This window comes from Oligoflexus sp. (assembly GCF_035638955.1).
GTDB lineage: Bacteria > Bdellovibrionota_B > Oligoflexia > Oligoflexales > Oligoflexaceae > Oligoflexus.
In genome coordinates this window covers 77,191-83,723 of sequence record NZ_DASQYZ010000060.1, presented here as the reverse complement: position 1 = coordinate 83,723, position 6,533 = coordinate 77,191, and the positions used below count along the sequence as shown (strand labels likewise).

Annotated in this window: 5 protein-coding genes; 1 reads left to right on the top strand and 4 read right to left on the bottom strand. The window is 52.0% G+C overall.

The genetic code is table 11. The annotated features are described in order from the left end of the window. Positions 1–97 precede the first annotated feature (97 nt). Entirely contained in the window at positions 98–4,117 is a 4,020-nt protein-coding gene (locus tag VE954_RS06365) for a zinc-dependent metalloprotease (protein ID WP_324950813.1), read from the top strand. 74 nt (positions 4,118–4,191) lie between these two features. Here VE954_RS06365 and VE954_RS06360 read toward each other — a convergent pair whose 3' ends face one another. From VE954_RS06360 to VE954_RS06345, 4 genes are all read right to left on the bottom strand, one after another. After that, positions 4,192–5,115 carry an alpha/beta hydrolase gene (locus tag VE954_RS06360; protein WP_324950811.1) on the bottom strand — a complete coding sequence of 308 codons (924 nt, stop codon included), beginning with the start codon at positions 5,113–5,115 and terminating at the stop codon, positions 4,192–4,194. 56 nt (positions 5,116–5,171) lie between these two features. Then, positions 5,172–5,582, bottom strand: a complete 411-nt coding sequence (locus tag VE954_RS06355; protein ID WP_324950809.1) for an HMA2 domain-containing protein — start codon at positions 5,580–5,582, stop codon at positions 5,172–5,174. Between the two features lie 107 nt (positions 5,583–5,689). After that, complete coding sequence (locus tag VE954_RS06350; protein WP_324950807.1) at positions 5,690–6,178, bottom strand: HMA2 domain-containing protein; 489 nt, start codon at positions 6,176–6,178, stop codon at positions 5,690–5,692. A gap of 11 nt (positions 6,179–6,189) precedes the next feature. Continuing rightward, a complete protein-coding gene (locus VE954_RS06345) occupies positions 6,190–6,510 on the bottom strand; it encodes a DUF5132 domain-containing protein (RefSeq protein WP_324950805.1) in 321 nt (106 codons plus the stop codon). Between the last annotated feature and the right edge of the window lie 23 nt (positions 6,511–6,533).

Here is a 6,533-nt window from a genome sequence, read left to right as displayed (position 1 = left end):
GCGACTATGTACGAACTGGCTGCGACTTATAAGTTTTAAAACTCGAGGGTGAATCATCTTGAGGCGGCTTGCCTCACTGATTGGAAAGGAACTGCTTATGACGATGTTTAGGGGAACATTTGGAGCGATCCAGACGCTGGCGATAGCCGGTGGTCTCGTGATCGGCCTTGGCCAGACCGCGTGCGAAAAAAAGCGCGGTCTGCGATTCACTCAAGGATCAGGGGACAACCTCTACGAAGTTAAACAATTCGAAGGGGAAACATTTAAACTCAAAACCGGCGAAAAACGATTCAAAGGTCAAACATCGCGTGCTGATGAACTCTTGACCTTGAACGGCTTTGACAAGATCAACAATCTTGATGCCGTGGAATTCAAGATCGAAGACGGCTTATTCGCCGGCATCGACATTTCCGACTTTAACTTCTATGGTCGCGAAAATTTCGAATACACGTTCAAGTACAGCTTTACCGACTACTTCGTTATCCTTTCCAAAGTAGCCAATAAAGCTGACATCCCGAGCCAGGAACTAACCTTTGCTACCGACGCTGGCAATGGCCAGTACGAAGTTCCTTTGATGGGTCTCCCCATTTCCCTGTTCACTGTTGAACAAGTGAAAGATGAGCGCGGCAAGCCCACGCGTCAGCTGAACACTTTCAAACGCGATTTCCTGGCGCAATCCAGTCACTTTAAAGTGAACCCAGGCCAGGTTAAGTACTTCGAAGCCCCAGCCAAGCCAGACCTTGTGTCGGCTGAATTCTTCAATTCGACTGATGAATGGTTCTACACCAAAACTTTGGTGGGCCGCTCTATCGCATCGGGAGAAATCCTGGGTTCGACAGCATCAGCCTTGAAAATCAAGTTTGCCCGTACGAATAACTCTCTTCTCGGTGTCGACCTCAACATCGCCAAAGAACAGGAAATTCTCGATCCAACAAAAACTATCACAGCTCTGGAAATTCCAGTCCAGTGGGTTGACTTCAAAACCGAAACTGCTGGTGCCGATGCACGTTTGAAAGAAAACATGTTGGGCGACAAGGAAGGTTCTGCTCGCTTCTGGAAAGAGCGTCAGTACGCACTTGTTGACTTCAACAATGCTGACCGCCTCGACAAAGCCTTTACCCTTGATAACAAGCTGGAAAAGCTTGAAATCAGCGAAGACTACGTATCCTTCACGATCTACGAATCGTCGAGCGGTAACACCTATAAGTACTCGCTCGCCAAATCCAATCGCAAGATTGATGGCCAGACTTTGTTCTCTGACGACGCGAAGATGTTCCACATCTTCACCCAGCGCCGTACCGTTATCCATGGTGCCCTGCAAAGCCAGGATCCAGACATCGACCGTCTGATCTATGCTAGCCGTTTCTTCCCAGAAAACAACGAGATCGTGTATCACCTCAGCAAGAACAGCCCGACCGATCCTGAATTCCTGGACGCAACCAAAATTGCTGTCCAGGCTTGGGACGACGCGTTCCAGGCTGCCGGCACAGGCATTCGCGTACGCTTGGACGACGAGCGCGTGGAGCTTGGTGACGTTCGTTACAACACCATCGTTCTCTACGGTTACGAGATTGACTCCGGCCGTCTCCTCGGTTTTGGCCCATCCGTTCAGGATACCCGTACCGGTGAAACGTTCTCGGCTGCGACCCACATCTACCTCCGCTCTTACCGCGAAGGTCTGATCACGAGCATTCGTAACTTCGTCCGTAACGAACTTGGTCTTTATGAAGACAAGAAATTGGAAGAAATTCCTTCGTTCGCCAGCACCGATGGATTCGTTCTGAGCGGCGGCCTTGTCAATACCCTGACACCTGACCTGGGCCCCGTGTCCCGCCTCGTCGATTACGTTGACCTATCGGGCATGTTTGCTGCCGAAGTCGGCGTCGACAACAAAGCTAACGTCCTGGGTTCCAGAACTTTGCTGGATGCCATCGATGATTACAAAGAGACCCAGGCAGCTGCCAAAGCCAAGAAAGAGAAGCAATCGCTCTTTACAGCTAACGGTCCCAAATGTGATTACGGCAATGTCGCTTCCGTGGCCAACAGCTGGGAAAAAATCAAGCGCGTCTGCGCCAGCGGTAACACCAAGTTTTCTGAATACCTGGCTCGCTTGAAAGCTGAACACACCGCGGACGCGTCCGTGTTGAACGTCGGCGGTGAAGAGGAAGCTATCCTCGAATGCGCCCAGCCCCTCATGCGTGACCTTCTGACTTCGACCTTGATCCATGAAGTAGGCCACAACCTTGGTCTGGGCCACAACTTCTCGGGTTCGAGCGACGTTCCAGGCAACCAGGCGAAAAACGAAGACGGCACCCTGGCCTACCCTGCATCGACGGTTATGGATTACCCTGATCGCGACTTCGACCTCTTCAGCAAAGCTGGTCCCTACGATGTTGCGGCGATTCGCTACCTCTACGGCCGCAAAGTGGAAACCAAAGACGGTCAGTTCATCGAAATTCCGCGCAATATGAGCATGTTCAAAGCCGCTGAAAAGCAAGGCAAGACACTGAAAACCTACAAGATGTGTACGGACTACGAAGTCAACGGCACCACCAACCTCCCGACTTACGATCCTATGTGTTCGCGCTGGGATGTGGGTGCAACTCCTGACAAGTACGTGAAGTGGGCTATTTCCCAAGTTCACGCCGACTTGATTCAGAACGGTTATCGTTACAATAATAAAGGCTTCAGCGGTGCAGTTCGCTCGCTGACGTACCTCGAACACTTCAAACAAATTCAGGATTATTTCCGCTTCCTCGTTCGCAATAAAGCAGGCGTCTACTTCGAAAAGCTGGCCGGCACCACGACTGAAGAGAAGAAAGCAGCTTTGGAAGCTTTGGTCGCTAAAGACGAAAACCTAAAAGCTTATTATGCTGCAGTGAACGAAATCTTCAAATTTGGCCGCGAAGTGATGGATCTGCCAAGCCGCGTTTGCGTGGTTGTGAATGCAGAAGGCAAGCCTGAGGACGTTCTGGAGTTCGCTCCTCTCCGTCAGCGCATTTTTGAAAATAGCCAGCGCACCGTTCAAAGTTGCGCTGAAGCCTTTCAGTATTCCGAGCAGATCGTGCAAGAAGCTGAGAAGGAATACGCTGCGAATTTTGCGACGATGAAATTCGTTGACCGCGGTACTGAACTCTTTGGTCTCGAGTTGGATCTGGATCCAGCTGCAGCGGCTGACAAGTGGAAGCAGGCTGCCTTTGCAACTTTCGGTTCTGACCTGGATCCTCGCTACTCATCCGGTACGGCGCAGCTGAAGACAGCCATGATTGCTACTTTGACAAGTCGTGTCAGCTCTCTCCGTGTGGCTATTGATGGCGGCGCTGGTCAAACCAACTTCCTTGATTACCCATGGTTTGCTGAGCAACTTTACAACGATGCCTGGGAAAAACTGCTGGTGGGTACCAAGGGTGAATTGCATGACGCAAATCTCCTGAAGGACAAGACCCTCCAACATTATCAGGAATCCGTTGGCGTCCTGTCGAACTACCTCTTCAACCTGTATCAGCAAGGTCTGGACCCGCTGTCCGAGTCGTACGGCTTTGCCAGCACGATGCAGCCGAAGAAAGAGAGATCTCTCTCGGTGTTTGAACAAGGACCAGGCGCTGGAGAAGCTTCGATCTGGTATACGACCAACACCAGGAACGAAGTCCTCTACGCAGACGGCGGCATTGCGCAAGCAATCATTCGTAAGTTTGTTCTGATCAGTCAGCTCAACGCCGCGTTCAAGACTTACATGGCCACGAACAAACCAGAAAACGCAGAGGCGACTATCGCTGCGCTGAAGTTATCGCTGGCTCCTGTTGATGCGGTTCTTGCTACTGACGAGCGCCTTTACAAGGCTGCAACGGATTACCTGAAGACCCAGGGTCTCAGTAAACTTCAGCCGGCACAGAAGGCTCAGTTGCGCACCTACATGAAAAACGAAGTTGCTGCTGCAGGTACGGCACCGACAACTGAAGATCGTGACACAGTTCAGGCCAAGTTGCTGCTGAGCGGTCTCGCGAAATTCTCCAGCGAGAAGATGTTGGACGGTCAGATTATGGAGATGGCGAGTACCGATCCGGACAACCTGTCCGCTTTCTCTACGACCCTGAATATTCTGATCAGCCGCTTCTAATCGGCTTGGAATCTTGAAATCTCTAAGGAGTGGCTTCTGCCACTCCTTTTTCTTGTGTCTAGCTTGGGGATGGTTTACTGCGGTGCGGGAAAGCGTCGATCCACAAAATCCATAAAGATCTGAGACGACTCATCCACCCGCTCAATCATGGGTGCATGTCCACAGTCCTTCAGGATCTTGATTTCCGCCTCGGGCTTGATCTTTTGAACTGTTTGGGTTGCGGATACGTGAATCACCCGATCCTTGTCCCCCCACATCACCAGGATCGGCACGCGAATCCGCGGCAGGGCCTCCTCCACGACGGTGCCTTTGCCATGGATTTCCTTGAAAACGCGGCGGTTCCATTCACGATGGGGAACACTGGCTTCATAAAGTTTGGTGACGACAAGACCGGGTATGAAGGGCTGCTTATAAAAGTTGAACGCGAGAAGCTTATCCATGTCCTCACGGGTTTCGACCACCAGAGGGTTACGCCCCTGAGCCAACTCCCGACTTAACTCACTGGGTTCCGGGCTACGAATACCGCCGGAGTCGATCAGAGTCAGGCTGAGAACCCGGTCCTGATACTGGTCGGTGTAAACGCCTGCGACCATACCGCCCATCGAATTGCCGACGACATGCATTTTTTCCAAACCGAGAGCCATACGGAAAAGCTCGATCCGATCCGCCTGTTCCTTGGGACCGTAGGATAGGCCTTCAAGGCGACTGCTCTCGCCGAATCCAGGCAGATCAACAGCGATCACATGATAACGATCGGTCAATTGGCGGGCGAAGCGAGTCCAATGCTCCTTGTCACCGCCGAAACCGTGGATGAGCAAAGCATGGGGACCATGACCACCCTCCAGGTAAGCCACTTCAAACTCGCCGACCCTGGTCCGCTTTTCCTCGAGATTGCTTCGCCAGCGTTCTAGGTCCACAGCCCATTCGGCCAGCCGTCCGGCGCAACTCGCTTGACTGACAGCACCGACCAAAACGAACGCACGCAGGTATTTCAACATATCCATCCTGTCCTGAAAAAGTTCACTTCAGGAAACTAGCACAGAATGGATGAGGTTCAGGGAAGGATTTTTTTCAAAAGGATGCGGCCGGTTTTCTGCAGAGCCGCTTCCAATAAGGTCTTCATAATCGTACGCGACGCAAAACTTACGGTTTCGTTGACCCAATCATCGACCTGCGGCTTTCGCGATAGAGCAACAGGAAGCGGTCGAGCTGAAGCATTCGGAAATGCAATAACGTTGGCCAGCAATTTACGACGCTGGAACACGCGCAAAATACTTGAAGACGGCACAACTGTTGGATTGTAATACACCACAACGCTGCCGCTCACTTCACTGGCCGCCACCCGTTGCACACCGGGTAAAGCCGAAAGATCACGTACTAAAGTACGACAGAATGGAAGATTTCCTTTGAGGGAGGCAATGCGCACGCGCATCCGACCATGCGTCTGATGGATGAAGCAGTCCAAATCTGTCCTCACTGGGTTGTATTTTGTTCCAGTATAGGCGAGTGGGATGCAATCTTGAAACGAAAAAAGTGCGACCGCTGATGGAATTTACCAGCGGCGTCTTGTGACTACTTTTTCCTCTTCGGGTCTGAACTCTGATCCATAAGGCCTGCTGCATACATAAGCAAAGTCATGCCTGCCGGCAGAAACTTGCCCCTTGTCATCTGGCCGAGGCCGAGAACCCCGAGCCCTATAACAACGGCCGTTCGCATATCCACACGTCCGTCTGACACATCGCCGAGGAAGCGATCGGCCTGGGACATCATGCGGTTCCAGCTCTCATGCAGGGATTCGGGCTTAACAGGCTCAATAATCGGCTTCAGATGGATGACCTGGGCCTCCTCCACCTCATCCAAGGCTGATTGCAACTCCGAGTCGGTCTCAGCCTCCAGAAGAATGGTACGGGTGACCGGATTGCCATGCACGCGCCGCAGATTGGGCGAGCGGCGTAAAGCCTGCACGGCATCCTGCAGACGGACCTGATTAAAATCCTCGTCGGTAACCTGCAGCCGCATACGACCGGGAGCACGATGTTTGACAGAAGCTGAAAGTGTCATGGCAGCTCCTTTTAGGATTTGCTGGTGGCTGTTGTTTTCACGTGCTTGGGGGATTCCGCAGTGGCCGTGGTTGTGGAACGTTTAACGGGGGAACGTTTGGGAGCCTGGTTGGCAAAATGCTCGGACCGCACTTCAGCCAGCAGATCTTCCAGCGTTTCGGTAAACTCAACCACGGATTCGCGGGTTTTTTCCATGACCGTGACACCCGCTTTCATAAAGCCCTTCATCACAGGCTTCATGACACTTGAACCATTGGCTAAAAGGTCCCGGGATATAAAGCCCGCGCCAAAGCCTAAGACAAAGCCTGTGCTAAATTTGGAAAGATTAAACATGATTGATCGTCCTCTCATTGTGA